Annotated in this window: 18 protein-coding genes; 2 read left to right on the top strand and 16 right to left on the bottom strand. The window is 61.4% G+C overall.

Going from position 1 to position 21,070, the window contains the following annotated elements; translation table 11 throughout:
* Positions 1-19: 19 nt before the first annotated feature.
* Complete coding sequence (locus STHERM_RS01365; RefSeq protein WP_013313086.1) at positions 20-2,149, bottom strand: substrate-binding domain-containing protein; 2,130 nt, start codon at positions 2,147-2,149, stop codon at positions 20-22.
* Positions 2,150-2,188: 39 nt separating this feature from the next.
* On the opposite strand from STHERM_RS01365, the gene STHERM_RS12495 reads away from it, so the two are divergent.
* Together STHERM_RS12495 and STHERM_RS01355 are read left to right on the top strand one after the other, a co-directional pair.
* A complete protein-coding gene (locus STHERM_RS12495; protein WP_257719907.1) occupies positions 2,189-2,857 on the top strand; it encodes a sensor histidine kinase in 669 nt (222 codons plus the stop codon).
* A gap of 113 nt (positions 2,858-2,970) precedes the next feature.
* Positions 2,971-3,624, top strand: coding sequence for a peroxiredoxin (locus tag STHERM_RS01355; protein WP_013313084.1), 654 nt, complete (start codon positions 2,971-2,973; stop codon positions 3,622-3,624).
* Positions 3,625-3,681: 57 nt separating this feature from the next.
* Here the strand turns inward: STHERM_RS01355 and STHERM_RS01350 are convergent, their stop codons facing one another.
* From STHERM_RS01350 to STHERM_RS01280, 15 genes are all read right to left on the bottom strand, one after another.
* A complete protein-coding gene (locus STHERM_RS01350) occupies positions 3,682-4,401 on the bottom strand; it encodes a hypothetical protein (RefSeq protein WP_041623131.1) in 720 nt (239 codons plus the stop codon).
* A 61-nt stretch (positions 4,402-4,462) separates the two neighbouring features.
* Positions 4,463-4,855, bottom strand: coding sequence for a hypothetical protein (locus tag STHERM_RS11550; RefSeq protein WP_041623129.1), 393 nt, complete (start codon positions 4,853-4,855; stop codon positions 4,463-4,465).
* A 76-nt stretch (positions 4,856-4,931) separates the two neighbouring features.
* Complete coding sequence (locus STHERM_RS01340) at positions 4,932-5,336, bottom strand: metallophosphoesterase (protein ID WP_013313082.1); 405 nt, start codon at positions 5,334-5,336, stop codon at positions 4,932-4,934.
* 9 nt (positions 5,337-5,345) lie between these two features.
* Positions 5,346-6,656, bottom strand: a complete 1,311-nt coding sequence (locus STHERM_RS01335) for an ATP-dependent 6-phosphofructokinase (RefSeq protein WP_081439527.1) — start codon at positions 6,654-6,656, stop codon at positions 5,346-5,348.
* Positions 6,657-6,712: 56 nt separating this feature from the next.
* Positions 6,713-8,386 carry a glycoside hydrolase family 9 protein gene (locus tag STHERM_RS01330; protein ID WP_013313080.1) on the bottom strand — a complete coding sequence of 558 codons (1,674 nt, stop codon included), beginning with the start codon at positions 8,384-8,386 and terminating at the stop codon, positions 6,713-6,715.
* Between the two features lie 53 nt (positions 8,387-8,439).
* Positions 8,440-10,302 carry a methyl-accepting chemotaxis protein gene (locus STHERM_RS01325; protein ID WP_013313079.1) on the bottom strand — a complete coding sequence of 621 codons (1,863 nt, stop codon included), beginning with the start codon at positions 10,300-10,302 and terminating at the stop codon, positions 8,440-8,442.
* 24 nt (positions 10,303-10,326) lie between these two features.
* Positions 10,327-12,132, bottom strand: coding sequence for a beta-N-acetylhexosaminidase (locus STHERM_RS01320; RefSeq protein ID WP_013313078.1), 1,806 nt, complete (start codon positions 12,130-12,132; stop codon positions 10,327-10,329).
* Between the two features lie 6 nt (positions 12,133-12,138).
* Positions 12,139-13,275, bottom strand: a complete 1,137-nt coding sequence (locus STHERM_RS01315; RefSeq protein WP_013313077.1) for a carbohydrate ABC transporter permease — start codon at positions 13,273-13,275, stop codon at positions 12,139-12,141.
* The gene (locus STHERM_RS01310; RefSeq protein WP_013313076.1) at positions 13,275-14,189 is read right to left on the bottom strand and encodes a carbohydrate ABC transporter permease; all 915 of its coding nucleotides are present in this window, start codon (positions 14,187-14,189) and stop codon (positions 13,275-13,277) included. Before STHERM_RS01310 ends, STHERM_RS01315 begins: the two co-directional genes overlap by 1 nt.
* Before the next feature lie 82 nt (positions 14,190-14,271).
* The gene (locus STHERM_RS01305; RefSeq protein WP_013313075.1) at positions 14,272-15,558 is read right to left on the bottom strand and encodes an extracellular solute-binding protein; all 1,287 of its coding nucleotides are present in this window, start codon (positions 15,556-15,558) and stop codon (positions 14,272-14,274) included.
* A 199-nt stretch (positions 15,559-15,757) separates the two neighbouring features.
* Positions 15,758-16,687 (bottom strand): aldose 1-epimerase, encoded by a 930-nt coding sequence (locus STHERM_RS01300; RefSeq protein ID WP_013313074.1) that lies wholly within the window; start codon positions 16,685-16,687, stop codon positions 15,758-15,760.
* Positions 16,668-17,477, bottom strand: coding sequence for a PIG-L deacetylase family protein (locus STHERM_RS01295; protein WP_013313073.1), 810 nt, complete (start codon positions 17,475-17,477; stop codon positions 16,668-16,670). The genes STHERM_RS01300 and STHERM_RS01295 overlap by 20 nt, the downstream gene beginning before the upstream one ends.
* A 4-nt stretch (positions 17,478-17,481) precedes the next feature.
* Complete coding sequence (locus STHERM_RS01290) at positions 17,482-18,492, bottom strand: SIS domain-containing protein (RefSeq protein WP_052295653.1); 1,011 nt, start codon at positions 18,490-18,492, stop codon at positions 17,482-17,484.
* An 18-nt stretch (positions 18,493-18,510) separates the two neighbouring features.
* Positions 18,511-19,692: a diphosphate--fructose-6-phosphate 1-phosphotransferase gene (locus tag STHERM_RS01285; RefSeq protein WP_013313071.1), complete on the bottom strand. Its 1,182-nt coding sequence runs from the start codon at positions 19,690-19,692 to the stop codon at positions 18,511-18,513.
* Positions 19,693-19,922: 230 nt separating this feature from the next.
* Positions 19,923-20,954, bottom strand: coding sequence for an aldose epimerase family protein (locus tag STHERM_RS01280; RefSeq protein ID WP_041623122.1), 1,032 nt, complete (start codon positions 20,952-20,954; stop codon positions 19,923-19,925).
* Positions 20,955-21,070: the final 116 nt, after the last annotated feature.

Below are 21,070 nucleotides of genomic sequence, written 5' to 3'. Positions count from 1 at the left end.
ACGCGAGGTCAAGCATTTCCTAGGTAGAAAGCTCCCGGACCCCGTCGTCCCCCTTTATGAGCGATGAGAGTACCGAGAACAAGAAGGAGTGGTACCCCACCTGCGCCACCTGGTATTCCTTGAGCACCTTGAAGAAATCGTCCCTGTTGCTCACCCCCACCTCGTTGTAGATGGAACTGAGGTGCACCTTCACCGTATTCTCGGAGATCCCCAGACGCTTCGCGATCTCCTTCCGGCTGTAGCCCTGTATGTAGAGGAGGAGCACCTCCTTTTCCCGGGGGGTGAAGTGGTAGTGCGAGAAGAAGATCTCCTCAGGCATGATGATCGAGGAGAGGAACGGTTCCACCTCGAGACCCACCACCCTCACTCCCCCGCACCGTCCCTCATGCACGATCGGACCGCCCTGAGCGAGCACGTGATGCACGACCCCTTCCGGAGTGGCGATCCTGAACTGGGTGGAGGAGACCTCTCGCCCCGCCTTTATCCGTTCGAGGAACTCCTCTACGTGCTCCTGATCGAGATCCTCCACGAGCATGAGGAAAGGAAACGGCGACTCGAGCCCCTTCTTCTGGATGAGCCTCCGGGCCGTGTGATTCGCGAAACTCACCATCCCCTCTTCATCGAGTTCCCAGATGAGGACGGGAAGGAAAAGCGCCATCTCCCGGAAATAGTGCTCACGCTTCCTCAGTTCCTCCTCAACCTGCCTCCTCTTGTCGATCTCACGGTTGAGGGTTTCGTTAGACCGGGCGAGTGCCTCGCTCTTCACCTCGAGGATCCTCGTCTTCTCCGAGAGTTCCCGTACGAGTCGTGCCACGGCATAGCCCACGCTCACTCCGTGTCGTATGCCCTCGTACACGTGCACGTTTTCCCAGGAGAAGTCGAAGAGGATGTATCCGATGTGCTCCTCCCCCTTGAAGAGGGCGTGGAGCACACCGACGAAGGGGTGGGGTAATGTCTCCCATTCCTCGTCCGGGAGCAGGAGGCGGGAGTCGAGCCCCTTCTCGCCCTCCCCGTATTCCCGCCTTCTCTCATCCACGGAAAAGAAACGGAGGGAGGCCCCCTTCAAGGGATCGGAAGGGGCATCATACGTGGCGACGGCACAGCAGTCTATGCCGAGTTCGGGGAGATGAGTCCTCAGCTTCTCGTGTATCTGGGGGATGCTGGTGGAGGAGATGATCTCCTCTTCGAGTGACTTCGCCTTCTCGTACGCATAGCTCACCACTCCCATCTCCACCACCTCCTCCAGATAAGAGGACCGATATCCCTGCTCCGCGACATCCTCCCTCCACCTGCACCCGCACGAGTCCCTCATCACCATGCCGGTGGGGATGATCCGGGGACGGGCCTCTCCCCCCTCGCAGAGGAGGTGGAGGAGCTCGCACCCTTCCTTGCCGAGAAGCTCCGGAGGCTGGCGCACCGAGGTGAGCCCCACGAATCGGGAAGGGGCGAGATCGTCATACCCCGTGACGGCGAGCTCCTCCGGCACCCTCACCCCCGCTTCCCAGAGCGCGCTGAGCGCCCCCAGGGCCACGAGGTCGTTGCTCCCGACGATCACCTCCACGGGGAACCGGCTCCTGCGTTCCCGCTCCTCGAGCAGGCTCCTCGCCACCCCCACCCCGTCCTCCATCACGAGCGAAGTGGGAAACACCCAGACATCGGACTGGGCAATCCCCACCTCCTTCGCCTCCTCCATGAAGAGGCGGTACCGGATCTCCATCTCCGGATTCTCGAGTGGCCCCCGGAGAAAGGCCACGCGCCTGTAGCCGTGGTCGCGGAACAGGTGCCGGAGGAGGGCGGAAAATCCCTCCCGGTTGTCGAAGGCCACATAGGGCATGGTCCCGAGCGGTGCGCCGAGGCTCACTGCAGGCCTGGAAAGACCCGACACCAGTTCCTGGAGGCGGGCATCCCCCTCCCACGAGATGAGCGACGGTGTGAGGAAGAGGAAGGCGTCGAAGCGGGGTGAATCCAGGAACTGGAGAAAGATGTTCCGACTCCACTCCAGAGGGTTGCGGCACCCTATGCGCCCGCTCACCACACACATGAGATCCCACCCCCTCGCCCTGCACCCCGCGGCCGCCCCTTTCACCACGTTCACATGATAGGGTGAGCTGAGCCAGTCGAGGAAGAGCCCTACCGTGAAACGAGACATACCTCCCCCTTTACGGAAGTATATCATGGACCCACAGAAATAAGCAAATCCAACGATCCTCGAACCACCGACGGGGGACACGCGTGCAGGCAGTCCCAACGGCTCCAGGAACGGAACACCCTCCTCAAGGAAGTCCATCACCGCACGAAGAATACCCTCCAGCTCATCGTCTCCCTCCTCTCACTCAAGGGGGCCGACGCGCACTGCGAAGCAGACAGAAGGCTGCTCTCCGATATAGAGACCAGGATCCGTGCGCTCGCCCTCCTCTACAATCGTCTCTATCAGGAGGGACTCCTCGCCCGGGTGGATCTCTCCTCCTACCTCAGGGACGTGGTGGAAACCATCGTGCAGATCGGGCACACCGCGCCCCATCTCATCCGGCGGGATCTCCACCTCACCTCCCTCCAGCTTCCCCCGGAAAAGGCCGTCCCTCTCGCCCTCATCCTCTCCGAATGCCTCCTCAACTCCCTCACGCATGCCTTCGGTAGGACTGAAAAGGGACACATCCGTGTGGAACTCCTCGAAGAAAGCGACCGTGGACACCTCACCTACGAGGATTCAGGCCCCGGTGTGCCGGAGGGAACGCCCCGGAGGTTCGGGTTCACCATCATGGAATCCCTCGCGCGGAGTCAGCTCAAGGGCACCATCGAGTTCTCCTCCTCTCCCGAGTTGGGAGGATGGAAGGTCTCGATCGAGTTCCCCCTCTGAAAGGGAGCACTCAGAGGTTGTATCAAATACAAGATGACACTTGACACAATTTAAGGAATGAGGTATGCTCTGTGTGTGTTTTAGAAACAAAACTATATGCGAGGGAGGAAACCATGTATCAGCAGGAAACAGGACGATTCCCTTTGATCGGTGAGGCGTTTCCGGAGATGGAGGTGCAGACCACCCACGGGCCGAAGCGGCTCCCCTCCGATTACAAGGGGAAGTGGGTGGTCCTCTTCAGCCATCCGGCGGATTTCACGCCGGTGTGTACCACCGAGTTCGTGGCGTTCGCCAAACGCTACGACCAGTTCAAGGAGCTCAACGCCGAGCTCGTGGGCCTCTCCATCGACCAGGTCTTCAGCCACATCAAGTGGGTGGAGTGGATAGAGGAGAAATTGGGCGTCCAGATCCCCTTCCCCATCATCGCCGACGACCAGGGGAGGGTGGCACAGCGACTCGGCATGCTCCACCTCGAGGCCGGCAGCAATACCGTGAGGGCCGTGTTCCTCATCGATCCCGAGGGTACGGTGCGCCTCGTCCTCTACTATCCCCCGGAGGTGGGGAGGAACATCGATGAGGTCGTGCGGGTCATCAGGGCCTTCCAGCTTTCAGACAAGCTCAAGGTCGCCATACCCGCCAATTGGCCCAACAATGAGCTCATCGGGGACAAGGTCATCGTGCCTCCACCCACGAGCCAGAAGGAGGCGAAGGAACGCCTCAAGAAGTACGAGGGCTACGACTGGTGGTTCTGCTACAGGGATGCGTGATCGGTTCCTCAATCGCGGCATAGGGGCCGTCCGGCTGCGCCCGGCGGCCCCGTCTTTTCAGGGACCGGGAACGGCCCCCGACTGGATGTCGTACGTGCTGGTGAGGAGATAGCGCTCGTAGAGGCGTTCCTCGTAGGAGGGGGTGGAGAGCATCCTGATGCCGCTCACCACCGCACCGAGACTACCGGTGAGCCAGTAGCCGTCCACCCCCTCGCCCCAATCCTTGCCCTGGACGAGGTTCACCCCTATGAGGGTCCCGAGGGCGACCACCGGGGTGAGGATGGTCCACGTTCCCTGCCTGGTCCTCCGCTGGCGTGCGGCCTCGGCCACGTCCCTGAGCACACCGGAGGCGAGCACCTCCCTGGTGGCCGGGTCGGAGACCTTGAGGACCTCTGCGTAGGCCGCCTCGACAGCCGGCCGGGGCACGGCGAGACCGTGGAGCCCCACCGTGGTGAGCACGATCCCCCCTCCTGTGAGGACCCACGCCGCGGTGTAGGTGGTGCCGTACGACCAGGAGGGATTGCCCGAAGCCATGAGGGATGTCACGTCGTCGAGCCAGATGAAGAGACTCGATCCTGCCCCGATGAGCACCAGACCCGTCATGAAGGAGGCGAACTCGTCCACCTGAGAGGCTGCTTCGAGCTGCTTGTGTGCCACGTACTCCCGCAGGAGGACGGTGGCCACCCCGGGCTCATCCACCACGGACACGGCCTCCTGCCCGAAAAAGGGAAGCGCCACACACACCACGAGGAGACATCCCGCTGTGATCCGTTTCATGTTCCTGCTCCTTTCGGTTCCACTTCTATCATCATAGCGCATCGGGTTCCGTATCGCCACCTCATACCGACGTATCGTCGAAGACGAGCTCCCGCTCCTCCCCTTCATCCGTGAGATAGACCCCCCATCCCTTCCCTTCTTCGATGAGGAGGTAGGAGATGCCTCCCACGCCATAGAGCCTGGAGTAGACCATCCCGGTGTCCACACAGAGGTACCGCCCTTCGTACCCCAGGAAGAAACGCCCCTCCTGCTGAGGGGTGTGGCCGCAGATGTAACGCACACCTTCGTTCCTCTCCAGGAACGAGGCGAGCCGGTCCGCGAACGCAGCCTCCTCCCCCATCTGCGCATCCCTGCACCACAGCACGCTCCGCGCCTCGTCGAACAGCCCCGGCCACGCCCCGAGCTCCCCCACCCCCGCACCTCCCCCACCTCCCGCACCTGCCCCATCACCCACGCATCCCCCTCCTCCACCCGCACCTCCTCCCACCCCACCGGCACGTCGCCGTGACCGAAGACGTACGGCCCCACCCTCACCACCGCGTGCTGCCGCTCCAGCCACTCCCGCACCCACCCCCCTTCCCGAACGCGCGCCGCACCGCTACCCGGGGATCTTCGTCCCCGTTCACGTACCCCTCCATCTCCTCGACGGTCATGTAGGGCGAGATCCCCGCGAGGTTGAGGGCCTCGTGGTTCCCCACCAGGAACACCACCCGGGAGTCGCACTCCGGCGCCTCCCCCTGCCACCGCTGGATCGCTCGGTAGAGCGAGGCCGAATCGTATCCCCGGTCACACACATCCCCCAGGAACACGAGACACACCCCCTCCGCACACCACCGCCCCTCCCCATCCACCACCCCCGCGTGCGAAAGCAGCCCCACCGCCTCCCGGTAGAGCCCATGCAGATCCCCCACCACCACGATCCTCCGCCACCCCATAGCCCCTCCCTAGTCGTTCTTCATCCGCAAAGGCTGCTGCGTGGCCTCGAGCACATCCCGCCACAGACTCCCCTCGGGATCGATCCTCTTCCGCTGGGAGACCACCACCTCCATCGGGAGGTGGACGAAGTGGTTGTTCACCAGCCCGATCACGAGCCGCGTCTTACCCGCCATGGCCGCGTGCACCGCATTCGTCCCCAGCCTCGAGCAGTACACCGAATCGGAGGCACACGCCGGCGCGCTGCGGATCATGTAGCTCGGATCGATGTAGCGCAGGTTGATGGGGATACCGCGCCTGGAGAAGTGCTCCTTTATGCGATCCTTCAGGAACGCCCCGACGTCCCGCAGTTTCACGTTCCCCGACTCGTCCCGCTCCTCGGAGGGGCCCATCAGGTCCTGACCCGCCCCCTCCGCCACGATGATCACCGCGTGGTTGCGACGCGCGAGCCGCCGCTCCAGGTGGGCCAGCAGGCCGTTCTCACCCTCGAGGTCGAACGGCACCTCGGGGATGAGCACGAAGTTCGCCTCGTGCACCGCCAGCGCCGTGTGCGCCGCGATGAACCCCGACTCCCTCCCCATCACCTTCACCAACCCTATCCCATTGATGGCCGAGTGCGCCTCGGTGTGCGCCGCCGAGACCGCCTGGGCCGCGAGCGCCACCGCGGTTTCGAACCCGAACGACTTGTCGATGTACATGATGTCGTTGTCGATGGTCTTCGGCACCCCCACCACCGCGATCTTGAGCCCCCGGCGCTCGATCTCCTTCGCCATCCGCAACGCCCCCCGCTGGGTCCCGTCCCCCCCGATCGTGAAGAGCACGTTGATGTTGAGCTGCTCGAGGGCATCCACCAGCTCCTCGGTCCGCTCCCCCCCGCCCCGGGAAGAACCCAGAATCGTACCTCCCAGCTTGTGGATATCGTCCACCACCTCGGGATCGAGGGGGATCACCGGGTACTGGTACTCGGGGAGCAGCCCCCGATAGCCGAACTGGATACCGGAGATCCTCCTCACCCCGTAGCGGAGCCACAAACACCGGACGATCGACCGTATCACATCGTTGAGCCCCGGACAGAGCCCCCCGCAGGTGACGATCCCTGCGTGCACGTGCTTGGGATCGAAGTAGAGCCGCTCGCGGGGCCCCGCCTTCTCGAGCACCACGGTCTCATCCGCGGCCACCTGCTCGCCCTTCCGCACCTCTATTCGGTGGAGGACCCCCTCCTCGTCGCTCACATAGTTGGCGATCGAATCCCCCACCACCGTGGAAAGACCGATGGGGGAAGGGATCTTGGGAGTACCCAGCGTGGCAATCTCGAACGACATCTTCTCCATACCTGTAACTATAGCCGGGAGCCCCCCCTCCTGCAAGCCGAAGCCCCTCACCCCCTGTAGTGTGCGTATATCGACAGGGCGAGGAAGAACCATGCCGCGTGAGGGATCCACTGCTCCGCCCACCGCCACCGGTGCGCCATGTCCGAGGCGTACGGCTCGGGAAGGAAGGCGATGTCCTCCTCGTCCTCCACCCCCGAGGTGATCCCGTTGCAGATCCCTCCCGGCGCGTTGGGGAAGCCCCGCTCATACGCAGGGCTATGACGCCCCTTCCCCTGCATCATGCACACGTCGAAGGGATTGAGCCCCAGTATCCAGTAGATCGGCGCCTCGCCGTAGGCCCAGAGCTCCCCGTCCCCTATCCCCTCACCGGCAGCCCAGAAGGCCGCAGCCGCGAGGGAGGCCAGGCGCGCGTTCTCCCCCTGCCACCAGTAGCCGCTCTCGTTCTCGTGCGGGATGAAGAACTGGACCCGCCCCTCCCTTCCGGGAAGCTTCACGTACTGACGAGGATAGCCGAACGGGTTGGGCACCTCATGTGTCCGTTCCACCTCGGCGGAAAGCCCTCGAGCCACAAACTCCTCGGCCCTCGCCCCCAGTCCCCCCTCGTCCAGCACCTCACGCATCCGGAGCACGCTCACATACGGGAAGCCCGCCTCCACCGCATGGAAGAACGACCGCTGGCCCCTCTCGTCCGCCATGAGCACCCCCTCGGGAGTGAGCCGCCCCTCGAGCCGTGAGAAGAACTCCTCGGCCGCCTTCCGGTATGCCACCTTCCCGGTGGCCCTGTAGAGCTCCACCGCCGCGAGCAGGCCACAGTACTCGTCGATGATGTTCTCCGTTCCATCGGGAAGGTACTCCGCATTGTGTGCGCGAAGGTGCGCGAACCCCCGCTCCGCGGTGGCGAGGTACACCTCAGGGGTGTAGTCGGAGGCCTCCCCGAGGAGAGAGGCCCGTGCGAGGGCGGCGATCGCCGCCCCTGCCCCCATCCTGAGCCCCGCCTTGTAGTCCGCGGTCTTCATCCCCTGCTGGGTCTCGTAGCTGCAGACCTCCCGCTCTTCAGGATCGTGCGACCACCGGTCGAAGACCGTGAGGTAGAAGAACCCCTCCGGATCCTGCATCCGCACCAGGAAGTCGGCGCCGTAGAGCGCCTCCTCCCGTATGCGCGCGAGACTGAACTCCGGGAACCCTCGGCTTTTGAGGAGATCGTGCCCGTGAAGAAAGGCCCACACGACCAGACCCGTATGCTGAGGGCACATGAAGTTGGTGTAGGCCAGGTGGGAGAGATACTTGCTGAAATCCCCTGCCGCATCGTACCAGCCCCCGTGCACGTCCACCTTCCGGTCCGAACCGAAGAGAGGCACCCCCCGGTCCTTTCTGTCGTACACCCCCGAGCACCGCTGGCCCCTGAAGTAGAAGACGATATCCTCGAGGAAGAGCGAGGGAAACCCTTCGACAATAGGAAAGTACTCCGACCGCACCCCATCCTCGAGACACACCGCGTACTCACCCGGCTCCCTCACCTCAGAGAACTCACCCCTCGCGAACCACCCACGCCTCCATCCTGGCACCTTCACCGGGGGATCGAACCTGCCCTCGTATACCACCTCTCCTCTCGTATCCACCACCCGGAACACCCCCTCCACAGGCACCTCTGACTCCACCACCACGTACTTCATCCCCTCTCTGGGATACCCTGCATGGGAGATGAATACCTGCTTCTTCATACACTTTCCTTGTAAGTATCATAGCATACGGAAGCTCATAGAAGAGACTTCCGCTATTCAATCCGAAATAGGGAGAGGTGGTCCCGGAGGGAGGCTACCACAGTCGCCGTCTGCTGGGCGAGCTCCCGAGTATGCGTCACCGCTTGGAGGATCTCCCGGCCTCCTAACGCAATCTCGTCCATACCGCGGGAGAGGGTCTCCGCACGCGAACGGGCATCCTGGGCAGCGACGTGGATCCCTTCGGTCTCCTTGGTGATCGTCCTCACACCCTCGGTGATCCTTCTCGCCCCCTCAGAAAACAGTCTCAGCACCTCGTGCACTGTGCCGGTCGAGTCGGCAAGCTGGTGAATCGCCTCCATGATCTCACCAAGGGCATCCTCCACCCTCCTCATCAGATCCGAGACCTCGTGGTAGGCCTGCTCGCTTCCCTCACTCTGTTTGAGTGCCAGGGAGACCTCCTCTACGATCTTCCTGAGCGACCCTTCTATGCGCGAAGCATACTGAGAGGAAGATTCCGCAAGCTTTCGTATCTCCTCCGCCACCACAGAAAATCCCTTGCCGTACTCACCCGCGTGCGCACTCTCGATGGCCGCATTGATCGAGAGCAGGTTGGTCTGGGAGGCAATGGTGTTGATGATCTCGATGATCTCCTGAATCTTGTGCACCTCGCTGTGGATATCCCCCACCACCGAGGCACTCTCACGGACCTTCTCGCCCGAAACCTCTAGCTGGCGCACAAGGTGCAACACCTGTTCCCTATAGTCAGAAGAAAGCTCGCTCACTCTCCTCACGAGGGCATGGACCTTCTCGAGCGCCGCCGTGCTCTCATCCACCCTCGCCGCATACGTGGCCGTCTCCTCGGTGATGGTTGCCATCTCCTTATGTATCCTATCGATGGCATCAAGGGTCTGCTGCGAGCTCCGATCCACCCCCCGTGCCACCTCTTGAAGGGAGGCGAGGTTGCGGTTGATCTCCTCCACCGAGGCCACCACCTCTTCCGAACTCGTGCTGAGCGCCCTGTGAAGCTCCGCAACCTTCTCCACAAGGTTCGAGACCGCGGTGAGGAAACCCCTGAACTCCCTTACCACCGTGTTGAACCCCTCGCGTATCCTCCCAAGCTCATCAGAGCGAGCACCCTCAAGAGATGCGGTAAGGTCCTTCTCCTCCACTACATGGACCACCCCCTGAGAGATAGAGGAGATTCCCTGACCAAGGGCATGGATCACCAAAAAGACAAACACCCCGCTCGAGAGGAGCACCGCCACACTCACCCCAATCTGCACCAAAGAGGCGGTACGAGAGAGGGTACCCACGTAGTGGGTAATCTCCTCGCTCAAAGGGGCGAGCTGCCTTCCCACAAAGTCCTGAAAGGTGGCATTGAGCCCCTTCAGTTTCGTCCACGTGTTCTGCACACTCCACACGAGATCTGAGGGAGGTTCCGGCAGGGCCATGAGGTAGCGATGCACCTCCATGAGCCCCCTTGTCTGCTCAAGCGGCAGGAGTTCTGAGCGTACGATACGCGCTATCCCTTCGGAGATCTCAGGAAGCCCCTTCCTCGCCTCCTCCCAGAAACGGGATGCCTTCATGAGGTTATCGCGAAGCTCCGCAGGAAGCCAGACAATACCTCTCATGTCCATGAGGTCGGTGAAGGCCCGTTCAAACGCCCCCACCTTCTCCTCCCACTCCTTCACCACCAGGTGCAGATAGTTGTTTGGCCGCAGATCTATCTCATAGGCAATGAGATCCACGTTTTCCACCATCACCTCATGAGCAAGCGAAAGCACCCTGAGGGCCTGGACCTGCACCTCGCGCACCTCCTCCACCACCCGATCCTTGAATCGGCCCACCACCAGCACCACCACGAAACTCACCACGATGAGTCCGAGCACAAGACCGAGGCGCTGTCGAATACTCACATTAGCACCTCCCACAGGGAAGACCTAGCGCTCAAGCAGGACCTTGAGCGCCCGTAACCTCCCCACACTGTCCGCGAATCCCCCCTCCCTGTTCCTCAGCTTCCATCGCACCTCGTACTCGAAGAGAAGCGTGTCGAGATGCTCCGCGAGGCTCCTTCGCACCTCCCGAGGTATCTCCACCACCGAAAAGTCGGGAGTGGCGAGGAAGTGCCGTGCGAATTCCACCGCAAACTCCAGCATCCTGGCGGTGAAGGCGAGCTCCTCCCTCAGGATCCCCCCGCCTCCCACGCCTGCGATGAGGGAAGAGGCGCGCTCGATCTGCTCCCCGTCCTCATCGAAACTCATAGCGGCGAGCCGTGGATACTCCTTCCGGTAGTAAGGATACACGTGGTCGATGAGGAGTACTGCAAAGGGCGAACTGTTGTGAAAGCGGGCCTTCTCGATGGCAGGGAGAGAGGAGAGGAGGAGGTGTGCCTCTGCGAGGGCCCCGGAGCCATCCCTGTATATGTGGGAGGAGAGGACCCGTGTGGTCTCATCCTCCCACTCCTCCACACCATCCAAGATCGAGATGTGCCATGAGGCCAGGGCATAGGCAACGAGGGGGAGGAGCATCGCGACCCACTGCTGGAAATGTCCCTGATCACCCCACTCAGTGAGGAGCACCCCCTCTCCACCATGGGCGGCGGCAGCCTGAACCCCACGCCGTATGTTCTCCCGGGCATTCGGCCATCGCCCACCGAGGGAGAGCCAGCATGAGGTTCCCACACACGTGGAAAAGGGGATCCCCGCCTCTGCGAGGAGGGCAGCGTTCCGCTCGAAGGGACAGTCCGCCTCGTACCCCCAGTCGGCCACCTCCACGTCACGGGGGAGCTCCCCCAGTATCTCAGGGTGGGAGAGCACGAAGTCCCCCCACATCTGCATCCTTTTCCCGAAGCGCTCCACCATCCCCTTGAGCCGCATCATGTAGGCGAGGTACACCTTCACCGCCCCCTTCCTCTTCACCTCATCCGCACTCCTTCCCGTCCCGAATTCGAAAGGCTCATCTCCTCCCACATTACACAGCCCTGCCGGGAAGAGGGGGAGAAGCTGGGAGAAGAGACCCTCCAGGAAGGGGAAGACCCGCTCGTCCACAGGGCACAGGGTGGTGGGGATCTCCCGCCACACCCCCCACGGATCCATGAAGCCCTCGGGCTTCTCGGCCAGGATACGGTACTCCGGGTGGGCGAACCACCGTTCCATGTGGCCCAGGGAGTTCTGATTGGGGATCACCGTGATACCCCGCTCGGCCGCGTACGAGACGATACGGGAGACATCCTCAGGGGTATAGGCGCCCGCATCCTTCCAGACCCGCTCGTGTCCCAGATACGCAAAGGTGTGCTCGGTGTAGAGCTGGAGCTCGTTGATCCCCAGGAGGGCGCACACATCGATGAGCCAGAAAAGCGTGGAGAGGCGGGGCACCTTGTCCCTGCTCACATCGATCATGAGCCCTCTTCGGGGAAGATCCGGCCAGTCCTCCAACTCCACGAACGGCACCCACACCATGCCACACTCCTTCTCCCGATCGGCGAGGAGCCGCAGAGTCTGGACCGCGCGGAAGGCCCCTGGATCGCCCCCCGCCTCGATCGAGATTCCCCCCGCGCCCACCGCGATCCGGAACCCCTCAGGGGGAAGACCGGAGGATCGGGTGAACGAGACAGGCCCGGCAGGGGGCGGGCCGTACCGCCCCCCCTCGAGCCCCGCCCACTCGCCGGCCGGCACCTCCAGCACACCCCCTCTCACCACCAGACGCCTCGGCCGATGGACGAGCCGTCTCAGGATCTGCTCTTCCATACCACATCACCCCTTGATCGCCCCGGCCACGACCCCCTCCGTGATCCGCTTGTTGAAGGCGAGATACAGGATCACCACCGGAAGGGTCACCAGCACGAGGGCGGCGAGCTGCCACCCGAGCTGTGTGCTCGTGAGCGAGGTAAAGGCATACACCGCCACAGGCAGCGACTTGGTCGCCTCGGAGCTCGCGAGCACCAGCACGAGGACGAACTCGTTCCATATCCCCAACCCGTTGATGATGGCGATGGTGACCGCCACCGGCATGGACATGGGGAGGATCACGCTCCAGAAGGTCCTGAAGACCGAGGCCCCGTCTATCGCCGCGGACTCCACCAGGCTCGACGGAAGCCCCGAGATGAACTGGGTGGAGAGCATCACCCCGAGAGGGAGCCCAAAGGCGGTGTAGACGAGGATCACCCCGATCCTGGTGTCCACCAGGTGCAGGCTCCTCATGAGAAGGAACAGGGGGATGATGATCGAGGGAATGCTCAGGAGGTACCCCAGGCCGAAGTACCCACCGATGATCTGTGAGAGCCTCCGAAAGGGGAACTTGCTGAGACCAAACCCCACCATGATGCTCAAGAGCACGATGAGCACCGTGGACACGCCCGCATAGATCACGCTGTTGACAAACTTACCGGCCAGCTTTCCGTAGGAGATCGCCGAGATGTAGTTGAAGAACACCGTCTTCCAGTGGATCTCACGCTGGAACTTCGGAGGAAGGTCCCTCACCCGCAGGGTGTCCCCCGGTTCGAGGGAGGCGATGTGCGGGGGCAACTCGTCCTTGGGAAGGAAGAACACGTGGATCCGCCGCTGGGGGGCGATAGAGGTGGACTCGATGATGAGCCGCTCACGCGTATCCTTCTTAGGATCATAGGGATACCTAAGGGTCGGGCTGGGCCGTATCACCACATACTCGTCTTCACTGTTGGCGAAGAGCTCGTACGGAAACGCGAAGATGTCCCTGTTGAGCTCCTCGTTCGACTTGAACGAGGAATACGAGAGCCAGAACAGGGGGAGAAGCGTCACCAGGGCCCATGACCCGAGGAACACGTAGGCGAACACCCTCGAGACTATGATGAGCACCCGCTCGGGAAGCGATCTTTTACCTTCCACGATGTGCGTGCCGTTGGTTCCTGTCATCACTCCACTCCTCTCGATGCGAACCGTCGCGATATGAAATTCGCGAGGAGGATGAGTCCCACGCTGATGAAGATGATGCTGTTGGCGATGGTCGCCCCGTAGGCGAAGCGGAGCGGATCATCGTAGTTGTGGAATCCCACCTGATACATGTAGATCGAGAGTACCAGGGCATTCTGACGGGTGAGCCCCCTGTCGGTGATGGCAAAGATGAGATCGAAGCTCTTGAGCGACCCTGCAATGGCGAGTATGGAGGAGACGAGGATGGTCCCCGACAGAAGGGGCATGATGATCTTCACGAAGATCTGCGGCTCCGTGGCCCCGTCTATCTTCGCCGCCTCGATGAGCTGGGCGTCGAGCTTCTGCAGATTGGCGAGAAAGACCACCATGTAGAACCCTGTGTACATCCACAGGAGCACGAAGGCGATGGGATACATCACGGTCTCCGGCCGTAACATGTAATCGAACTGTGCTGAAGGATCTCGGGTGAACCACTGAATGAGCCGTGCCACCGGGCCATCCGCCTCGAAGAGGCGTTTCCAGAGGATACCCACCACGATCGTGGAGAGAAACTGTGGGAGGAAGATCACGGACTGGAAGAATCTCGGTGAGCGTATCATCTTCCGATAGAGGATGTACGCGAGGACGAAGCCTATGGGGATCTGTCCGAAGACCGAGACCGCCACTACGATAAGATTGTTCTTGAAGGCATGCCAGAAGAGGGGATCCCGGACCATCCTCAGATAGTGAGACACCCCCACGAACTTCCCCGTACCCTCGACGTTGGGATTGTAGTCCGTGAAACTCAAGCCCAGGGAGAACACCACCGGATAGGCGAGAATGAGGGTGTACAGGAGCAGGGCCGGCCCCACCAGGGAAAAGTAGCCCATCAATTCTCTTCGTTCTCGAACGGTCATCAACGCACGCTCCTTTCCTGCGAAAGTGTGGGGGAGGGAACTCCTCCCCCACACGCACACTTTCCCTCTACCGAGAATCCTATTACTGTCTGGCGAGCTTTTCCACCTGAGCAGCCACCTCTTCAGGCGTGGCCTGGCCACCCACGATCTTCTGCATCCCTGCGTTGAGGGCGTCATTGGCGGCGCCCGAGAGATGAGCGTCGATCACGTCGGTGATCACCTTCACGCCCTGCGCGAAGACCACCTTCCTCTTCACGATGGTGGGAAGGTCATCCGGAAGCGGGAAGTTCTTGAGAATGGGGGCCACGATGGCACCGTCCCGGAGCCGCTGCTCGACCCACATCGGGCTGTTGAAGTACTGGAGGAACCTGAGTCCCGCCTCGCGCTTCGCAGGATCCTCAGCCCCAACCTTGGTGAGACCGTATCCCACCGAGATGGCGGCTGCAGCGGAGCCGGCCACATTGGATTTCTCACCAGGAAGCGTGGGAATCGGAAGGAGCTCCACGTTCTCGGCAAGGGTAGGATCTATACCACCGGCTCTCCACTGCCCGTCGATCATGAAGAGCGCCTTCTGGTTGTTGAAGTTGGAGAGGGCGGTTCCGTAGTTCACGAGCAGAGATTTGGAGGAGAGCACCCCGTCGTCCACCATCTTCTTCAGCAGCGCGAGAGAGGCGACAAACTCGGGATCGGTGAACTTCTTCTCCCCCTTCACCGCCTTCTGCACCCAGGCGGGATCGCCGGTGACCCTGCCCACGATCCCCGACATGAGACAGGAGCCCCACACCCATCCATCGGCCCCTGCGATCTCGACCACATTGAGGCCCTTCGCCCGGGCGGCAGGCACCATGGCGACGAGATCCTCATAGGTCTTGGGTGCGGAGAAGCCGAGCTGCTCCACCAGGGCACGGTTCATGTAGAGGACCGTGGTGATGTTGGAGGTGCCGAGCGGCACGTACCATACCTCGCCGTTGGGCCCCATGGACGGGATGAGGCTCAGGTCATAGTATTCAGGATCGAGCCACTCCCTGTGATCCACGAGAAGGCCCGCCTCCATCCAGTCCTTTCCCCACCTCGCATCGGCGCCCAGATAGGCGAGATCGGGCACATCGCCGGCTGCGATACGAGCCGTCCGCTTCTGGTGATACGCCTCGTCGTAGAGGAGCTCATACTTGATCTCGATGTTGGGATTCTCGCTCATGAATCCCTCCACTATATTGATCCACTGCTGTCCCTCCACGTTGGCCGCATCACCGTACGCGAGCACGTCGAGCGTGACTTTGCCAGCCACCGCCCCTTCCTTTTCCCCGCCAGCGAAGATCGTTCCCGCCAGCAGGAAAAGCGTGAGCATGAGGCACAAGACTCTCTTCATCACATCCTCCTCACTCATCAAACGAAAGGTCGTCCTCCCCAACGGGGATCCTCGAGTATTGTACAACGGGTCCATGCCGCTGTCAATAAAAACTTTTTAACTTGTTTATTTATTTTTTATCTTTTGATCGCAAGTAAAAGAAAAATGATGAATTAGTTTATAAAATGAATTATTTGATATTGGTTTATAAATCGAACTTTCACCTCTCCGCCCTTATCCACACCTCTCCCCACCTGTGCTCCCCCGGCTTGAGGACGGGCGCGCCCCACTCAGGATGATTGAAGCCGTCCGTGAGCGACGCCACCGGCTCCACCGCAACCCCATCCCTCTGAGGCGGCACGAAGACCTGGACATAGGAGAAGATCCCCCCGAGGCGCATGATGAGGCGATACCTGTCCGCGGAAACCGCGATCATCCTCTCCTTCCCGAAAAGAAAGAAGCCCATGTCGCAGGGGGTCGAGCCCAACCTTCGCCCGGCCCTGAAATCCCACGGCGTCCCACCGACCGGAAGTATCCTGCCCGTAGGGAGAAGCCGTTCGTCCACCTCGAGTACAGCCTCTGCAGGAATCCGGAGCACCAGATCGTCCACCTGCATCCCGGCCCCTGGAGAGACATAGGGGTGCCACCCTATGCTCACGGGCGCCGCGACACCTCCCGCGTTCCACACGTGGGCACGCAGAGAGAACCCGTCTCCCCCCACCTCATACCTCACACGCAGCCCCACCTCGAACGGGTATCCTCTGTCCGACCCATCGGTGACGTACTCGCACTCCAGCCATTCCCCCTCTCTCGTCTCCCCACCCCGCCTCACCCTCATGGGTCTCTGCCAGAGGAAACCGTGAAGCGCATCATCTCCTTCGGTGCACGGAAATGCGTATTCCCTCCCCTCAAAGCAATACACACCACCCGGAATACGATCATTGAACGGAAAGAGAAGCCGCCCCCGAAACCAGGGGTTCGCGAGGAGCTCCTCAGGCGCATCCTCCACGAGGAGTCGGTGGGGCTCCCCCCCGAAGACCCACCACATCTGCCTCACGATACCCCCCAACCCGGGAATCACCTCCACTGCGCAACGCTCCCCCTCCAGCCTCACCACCTCCACACCGCAGTCAAGAGAAAAACGCTTCATACACTGCAGGATCGTAGAGCTTGAAACCGTACTCCCTCACATACTCGACCGCCGGACGCTCCCTCAGGATGGACACCAGCGAGGCGATAATCTCCTTCTGGGAGACGAAGAGATCGAGCGCCCGGAGTTTTCGCTCCTTCAATTCCTTGGTTCCCTCCACGCGAATCGAAGGAAGGGCCACAAAATCACCGTATGCGGCGAGTTCATAGACCCGAGGGAACCCACCGGTGGGTGGGCCGAGCTCCGCCCATATGGGATTGTGCGCATGAAACAAAGAGATAATGGCCTCCTCGTGGACCACCTTGTGGTCCGGGTGATAGTCGTTGAGGGACATGAGGAACACCCGCGAAGGGAGGAGCTTCCGATAGAAAAAGGTGAGGGCATTCTGAAGTCCCGTGTACCCCTCAATCATCCCAGGATCACCATCCTGAGCCCTCCGCCTCCCCTTGAACAGATGAAGGCTCCCATCGGGAAAATCCAGGAGATGGACCTGGTGCACCCCTATCGCTCGATACGCGAGGGCCGTCTCCTCCCTCCGCACTTCGACAATAGAATCCCGGAGGGAGAGATCACAGTACCCCTGCGCCCCATCCGTGGTCACCAGGACGTGGACATCCACCCCCTCTTCCAGTGCCCGTTGAAGGAGAATACCTCCACCGATGAGCACATCGTCATCATGGGGAGATATGAAGAGCCACCGTTCCTGCGGTTGCCACCGAGGAAAGGCCTCGGCAAGACGCTCATGTACGACCACCTTTCCCGTGCGTTCATCTCGTATCTTTACCTGCATACACTCACCCCACGAATTCGTTTCCGACTTTACGTGCTCTCTGCGGCTTGTCGAGATGTATACCCGACCGCACCCCCACCTCCACGAGAAGATTCCACCCTGCCACCAACTGAAGATAGGGAGCGCACCCTTGCTCCACCTGGGGAAGCAGAATCGTGGGGAAACGGGTCTCCCTGTGCGCGATAGCGAGCACCTTCACACCCACCCCCTCCTCGAGCACAGAGGCGAATTTATCCTCTTCCTCCTCAAAGGGGTCGATGAGCACCACCACCTCTTCGGGACTCATCACCTCTTCGATCCCATGGACCGCGTATGTACCCTCGAGGTAGTCCGACTTCTTCCGGGTAATCTCGTTCGTCTTGAGGGTGAGCTCCTCCGCCACCCCGTTGTTCCGACCGGCGAAGTACAGCACAGGGGCTCCCACGAGAGGCCGGACCAGTTCCTCAGGAAGATCCATCCAAAAGACCTCCTCGATGAGGGCGGCGAGCTCATCCCTTCGAGCGGCAGCCTTCTCGCCCCTCAGAACCACATCGTAGAAAAAGGCCTGCTCCACCACCGACTTGGTCGCCGCCACCGCCTCCTCAGGACCGCACCGGAGCTCGTACACCGCATCCGCTCCCCTCCCTATAGGGGAGTCCTTCCTCCCCACCACTGCACCCACCACCACATCACGCGCCTTCTCCCGGAGCGAAGCGAGGAGCCTCACCCCCTCTGCCGTCTTCCCCGAGTTGGAAGCCACAAAGACCCCCCACCCATCCAGGGTATACTCCCGGGCCTGCATCGCCCCTTCCACCTCCACCCTCACGGGGCTCCCCTCACGAAGCAGCGAGGCCCTCACATTCCCTGCGGGGAAGATCCGGGAAGAGCCCTCGCCTGTGAGGAGGAGGCGGCCCCTCTCCCCCACCAACGAGAACTCCTCCCGCACCTCGTCCACCGGAAACCTCCTGATGACTTCCGGAGTCTCTGCCATCTCTTTTACAAGAGAAAACCGCATATAGTCCTGCGTGCGCTTCATCATCACCTCCACACATTCCTAAAAGAGTCGGGCAAAGCGTTCGATATCGCCCACCAGCGGGCGGATGTACTCCTCAAAAGCCTCACTCACGAAATGACCCTCCGGAGTGAGGAACTCATCGGGCATAGGTTTGGTCTTACGAGCCACCTCCCCCAGGGGAATGCTCCCCAACGTGAACCGGTACGGCTTCGAAGAGCTCCTCTCTATGGTCACCATGATCCCCGAACGCCCTTCGCTCGCATACGTGACAGCCTTTCGCCCACAGGCATAGGCCTCTTCCCTGTCGATCGCCGAGACCCGATCACTCGCACACATCGCGAGCGACTCGGGAATCTGAAACTCGCCCCTGAGACCGAGCCGATCCTTGAGGATGCGATGGAGGGTCAACGCTGCACTGGCTCCTCCCATCGCGCCGAACTCTATGTTGGAGAAGCTGTCCTTTTCCTGCGAGGCCGAGACCGGGGTGCCGTCCTCCCACACCACCCCTTCACCCACCACGATGTAGCAGTACCCGTACGATGCAATGGCGCGCTCCACGTCCGCGAGAAAGCGATCCAGGGTGAGGGGACGCTCGGGAACACAGATGAGGTGAGGCGCCTCGTCAGGACGCCGCTTCGCCACCACACTCGCGGCTGCGAGCCACCCCGTATCCCGCCCTACGGTTTGGTAGATGGCGAACTTGTCCACACGCTGCATGTCGGCCGCAAGGCGCCCCCCCTGGAGCACGGAGAGAGCGACGTACCGCGCCGCGGAGGGATACCCCGGCGTGTGATCGGTGCCCACGAGGTCGTTGTCCACGGTCTTCGGCACACCTACGCCGAAGAGCTCGTATCCGGTACGCCGACAGTAGGCCTCGACCCTGTGGATGGTCTCCATGGTATCATTCCCACCGATGAGAAAGAGGTAACGGATATCGTACTTTTCGAGGAGCTCCCTCACCCGCGGCAGATCCTCGTCAGTGAGCTTCCTTCTCGTGGACCCCAGGGCGGAGCCGGGCGTGGCCTTGAGAAGTCCCACCTCCTGATCCGGCAGGGAAGAGAGGTCGAGGAGATCCCCCTCGAGGAAGCCCTCGATCCCGAACCTCATGCCGTAGATCCTGCCTCCGGATCTCTCCCGTACCCCTTCGATGATGCCGGCGAGACTCGCATTGATCACCGAAGTCGGCCCGCCCGACTGTCCCACGAGTGCGGCTCCCTTCATGAACCATCCTCCCACGTGCGGTCTTCAATGGAGATACTAACGCATATAACATAAATAGTCAATATTTATGTCAAATATTTTTATCCAGCAAAAAAGTTTAAAAAATAAATTAAACGAATAATTTCTTTAATGAACCAAATCGCCCTCTTCTGGAACCCGCGCCTCCGCCCCCTTTACGGACACAAGAAAAGGGGCCGGGATCCCGGCCCCTCGGGCGCACCACCGTGCGATCACTCCACCGAGAACCTGAGCTCGGTCCTGTGACGATAGGTCTCACCCGGCCTCAGGATACACGGGGGGAATACGGGCTTGTTTGGGCTATCGGGAAAGTACTGGGTTTCCAGACAGAAAGCCCCATACGAGGGCACGGTCACCCCACCTGCGATCTCGATGTCGTTGAGATGGTTGCCCGTGTAGAACTGTACCCCCGGCTTCGTGCTCCACACCTCCATCCTCCTTCCCGTCGAAGGTTCCCGGACCACAGCCACCTGACGGAATCCCTCACCATCCACCACGAAACAGTGATCGTATCCCCCCTTCACCTCATCGAAATCTCTTCCTATCGGCTTTTCCTCCCTGAAGTCGAAGGGCGTACCCTCCACGGGGATCATCCGCCCCGTGGGGATGAGGCCCTCGTCTACTTCGAGGTAGTATGAAGCGCGGAGCGTGAGCAGGTGGTCGAGCACCAGACCCGAACCCGGCCCTGAGAGGTTCCAGTACGCGTGGTTGGTGAGGTTCACGGGCGTGGGTCTGTCCGTCTCTGCGGCGTACTCCAGGATGAGGTGTCCCTCTTCGGTGAGGGTGTAGGATGCCGTAACCTCGAGGTTCCCCGGGAACCCCTGATCGCCATCCGGGCTCCGGTACGAGAGGACCACGGTCGCGGCATCCTCCCGCGAAAAGGCCTCGGACTCCCAGACCACGGCATGAAACCCGCCCGGCCCGCCGTGAAGCTGATTGGCTCCCTCGTTGGCCACCAGCCGGTACTCCACTCCATCCAGGACGAAACGCGCCCCTCCGATCCGATTCGCGAACCGCCCTATGGTGCTCCCGAAATAGGGGTTCCTCTCCTCGTAGTCGGAGAGCGAGTCGAAGCCGCAGGTGATCTCCCCCACCCGCCCCTCTCGATCGGGCATCCTGAACGAGAGCAGGGTGGCGCCGTAACTGATCACCGTACACGAGAACCCTTTTTCGGTGTCGAGGGTATAGGCATACACCTCCCTTCCGTCGCGCGTGGTTCCGAAGGTCTTCTTGTCCACCTGCATCGATCGCCTCCTTGATCGTTTTCGGGCTCCGTAGATCATATCCCCCCATCCCCCGTTGCACAAGGGAGAGGAGTATTCTACACTATTGTCATGCATCCGTACACTTCCCTTTCTTG

Origin of the sequence: Spirochaeta thermophila DSM 6192, assembly GCF_000147075.1 — a bacterium.
Classification (GTDB): Bacteria; Spirochaetota; Spirochaetia; order Winmispirales; family Winmispiraceae; genus Winmispira; species Winmispira thermophila_A.
This window is presented reverse-complemented; position numbering and strand designations above follow the sequence as displayed.

Coding starts and splice junctions, on each gene's coding strand:
- STHERM_RS01355 (WP_013313084.1), top strand. CDS start 2,971: ATGTATCAGCAGGAAACAGGACGATTCCCTTTGATCGGTGAGGCGTTT.
- STHERM_RS01320 (WP_013313078.1), bottom strand. CDS start 12,132: ATGGAAGAGCAGATCCTGAGACGGCTCGTCCATCGGCCGAGGCGTCTG.
- STHERM_RS01365 (WP_013313086.1), bottom strand. CDS start 2,149: ATGTCTCGTTTCACGGTAGGGCTCTTCCTCGACTGGCTCAGCTCACCC.
- STHERM_RS01295 (WP_013313073.1), bottom strand. CDS start 17,477: ATGCAGGTAAAGATACGAGATGAACGCACGGGAAAGGTGGTCGTACAT.
- STHERM_RS01305 (WP_013313075.1), bottom strand. CDS start 15,558: ATGAAGAGAGTCTTGTGCCTCATGCTCACGCTTTTCCTGCTGGCGGGA.
- STHERM_RS01300 (WP_013313074.1), bottom strand. CDS start 16,687: ATGAAGCGTTTTTCTCTTGACTGCGGTGTGGAGGTGGTGAGGCTGGAG.
- STHERM_RS01315 (WP_013313077.1), bottom strand. CDS start 13,275: ATGACAGGAACCAACGGCACGCACATCGTGGAAGGTAAAAGATCGCTT.
- STHERM_RS01280 (WP_041623122.1), bottom strand. CDS start 20,954: ATGCAGGTGGACAAGAAGACCTTCGGAACCACGCGCGACGGAAGGGAG.
- STHERM_RS01340 (WP_013313082.1), bottom strand. CDS start 5,336: ATGGGGTGGCGGAGGATCGTGGTGGTGGGGGATCTGCATGGGCTCTAC.
- STHERM_RS01330 (WP_013313080.1), bottom strand. CDS start 8,386: ATGAAGAAGCAGGTATTCATCTCCCATGCAGGGTATCCCAGAGAGGGG.
- STHERM_RS01310 (WP_013313076.1), bottom strand. CDS start 14,189: ATGACCGTTCGAGAACGAAGAGAATTGATGGGCTACTTTTCCCTGGTG.
- STHERM_RS01335 (WP_081439527.1), bottom strand. CDS start 6,656: ATGTCGTTCGAGATTGCCACGCTGGGTACTCCCAAGATCCCTTCCCCC.
- STHERM_RS01350 (WP_041623131.1), bottom strand. CDS start 4,401: ATGAAACGGATCACAGCGGGATGTCTCCTCGTGGTGTGTGTGGCGCTT.
- STHERM_RS01290 (WP_052295653.1), bottom strand. CDS start 18,492: ATGAAGCGCACGCAGGACTATATGCGGTTTTCTCTTGTAAAAGAGATG.
- STHERM_RS01285 (WP_013313071.1), bottom strand. CDS start 19,692: ATGAAGGGAGCCGCACTCGTGGGACAGTCGGGCGGGCCGACTTCGGTG.